This window comes from Phycisphaerae bacterium (assembly GCA_012729815.1).
Lineage (GTDB): Bacteria > Planctomycetota > Phycisphaerae > JAAYCJ01 > JAAYCJ01 > JAAYCJ01.
Map to the genome: position 1 here is coordinate 1 of JAAYCJ010000330.1, position 2,435 is coordinate 2,435.

The following is a 2,435-nucleotide window of genomic DNA, read 5'->3' on the forward strand; positions in this document are numbered from 1 at the left end:
CGCTTCCCCGCGTGGTGAGCATGGGCCGGTCGATCTTCGATCCGGTCTGGGCCCAGAAGGAGCATTCGAGCCCGCGTACCGAACTGATGCACGTGCTGCGGGGCAGCGTGCGGGTCGAGACGCCGGAGTATTCCATTTCCGGCCACGAAGGCGACACGATTTACACGCCGACCGGGACGCCTCATCGCGACGTTTTTCCCACCGGCACCGTCTTCGAGGTGTACCTGGTGATGTTCGACTGGCCGGGCGAGCAGGAGATTCTCCGGACGTTCGATCCGCCGCAACTGGCCCGCGGCGGCCAAGCGGCCCGACGGCAGATCGCCGCCGATTTCCAGCACCTTCATCAGGAGTTCCTGGCCCATCGCCCGTTCGCCGATCGGCTGATCGGTCTGCGGCTCTTGCAGATCATCTACAGCCTGTGCCGCGAGGCTTCGGCCGGTCGAAGCACGGATGAGAAGACCTCGGCTGCCACTTCGCACGCGCGGCGGCGGCAGATCATGGACGAGGCCAAGGCGTACATCCTGGCCAACTTCAGCCGGGAAGTCAGCCTCGATCAGATCGCCGAGTCGATCGACATCAGCCCCTACTACCTCTCGCGGGTTTTCAGCGAGGAAAGCGGCTTTACGCTCTCGGAATACCTGACCACGCTGCGGATGGAAAAGGCGGTCGAGCTGCTCAAGGACCCGCGTCACAACATCTCGCAGGTCGCCCACGCGGTGGGCTACCGCGACAGCCATTACTTCGCCAAGGTCTTCAAGGCCCATTTCGGCCAGCCGCCGCGGCTCTATCGTATCCGGAACTCTCTTGCCAAGTGAGACCAACCGCGGTACAGTCCCGCAGACTCAAGGAAGCCGAATTCTCGTTCCTGGAGTGACGAACCATGTCGCGACGACAGGATGACAGGAGTCTCATCGCGAGCGCTTTTTTCAACGAGTCGGTGGTTTCCCGCATCCGCGCCTCCGCTGAGCACACCGAGTGGGGCCGCTTGGTTCGCCGACGGATGGTGGAGGCGGCCCAGCCCTGGGCGGCGATGAGCGATCAAGAGCTGTGGGATCTGATGTTCGGCCCGACGTTGCCGCGGTCGTGGATGGTCTGGTCGAATGGCTTTTGCCCCGCGTGCCGGCGCGACGTGCGGATGTACGACTGGCGGATCGGCGCCTTCGCCTGGCCGTGGAAGGTCCAATGCCCGGAGTGCGGCGAGTTCTTTCCCAAGAACGATTTCGGCCGCTACTACCAGACCGGGCTGGATCGGTACGGCGTTTTCCAGTTCGAGCGGGCGGACCGCGGTCTGCTCTTCAACGAAGAACACCCGGACCCGTCGGACCCACTGCACCGATTTGGCGTGGACGACGGACGAGGGTACACCGAAGGCGAAAACCGCTGGCGATTCATTGGGGCCTACCTGGTTTACGGCCACTGGAAGCAGTTGGTGCTGGGAGGCATCCGCCGGTTGTCGGACGCGTACGTCATCACCGGCGAGCGCCGTTATGCCCATCAGGCGGCGGTGCTGCTGGATCGGGTGGCTGACGTGTATCCGGCGTTCGACTTTGCCGGCCAGGCCGAGGTTTACGAGACGCAAAAAGACGATTTTCAGGGCTACGTGAGCATCTGGCACGATGCATGCGAAGAGACTCGCGAGTTGGCACTGGCCTACGACAAGATCCGCTGCGGCCTGGAGGGCGACCGGTCGCTGGCGGCGTTCCTGTCCGATCAGGCGGAACGGCATGATCTACCCAACCGCAAGAAGACGCTCGACGATGTCCGCGCCAACATCGAGACCAACATCCTGACCGACGCGTTGGACCATCGGCGCAAGATCCACAGCAACTACCCGCGGCAGGACATCACGGTGCTGACGATTGAGGCGGTGCTGGGTTGGCCCGGCAATCGCCAGCGCCTGATGGCTCCGCTGGACGCGATGATCACCCGAACGACGGCGGTGGACGGGGTCACGGGCGAAAAGGGTCTGGCCGGTTACAGCAGCTACGTCATCGACGGGTTGGCCCGGTTCCTGGGTTATCTCGACCGGCTGGACGAGTCGCTGGTGGACGAGCTCTTCGAGCGTCACCCGGCCCTGCGGTCGACGTACGCATTTCACATCGACACGCTGTGCCTGGACCGGTACTACCCGCGGATCGGCGACACCGGCTATTACGCGGGCGCGGACGACCGCTACGTCGGGTTGACCTTTTCGCGTGAGCCGTCGCTCGAGCCCAGCGGTTTTTCCTTTCTCTGGCGGCTCTACCGGACCACCGGCGACGCGCGATACGTCCAGGCGATGCACCGGGAAAACGGCCTGTCGGAAACAGGCCTTCCCTACGATCTTCTCTGCGACGACCCCGACTCGCTTCAGGCTGAGGTCCGGCGAGTGATCCAGCACGAGGGCGCTTCCTTCCGCCTCGGTTCGGTGCGCAAGGACCAGTGGCATCTGGCGA

General features: G+C 63.9%; 2 protein-coding genes. Both read left to right on the top strand.

Annotated features, from left to right (window positions below; translation table 11 throughout):
• Positions 1 to 815 (top strand): AraC family transcriptional regulator (locus tag GXY33_21400; GenBank protein NLX07703.1); only part of this gene is annotated, 815 nt, incomplete at its 5' end.
• A 65-nt stretch (positions 816 to 880) separates the two neighbouring features.
• Positions 881 to 2,435: hypothetical protein (locus tag GXY33_21405; GenBank protein ID NLX07704.1), on the top strand; the 1,555-nt coding region annotated here is incomplete at its 3' end.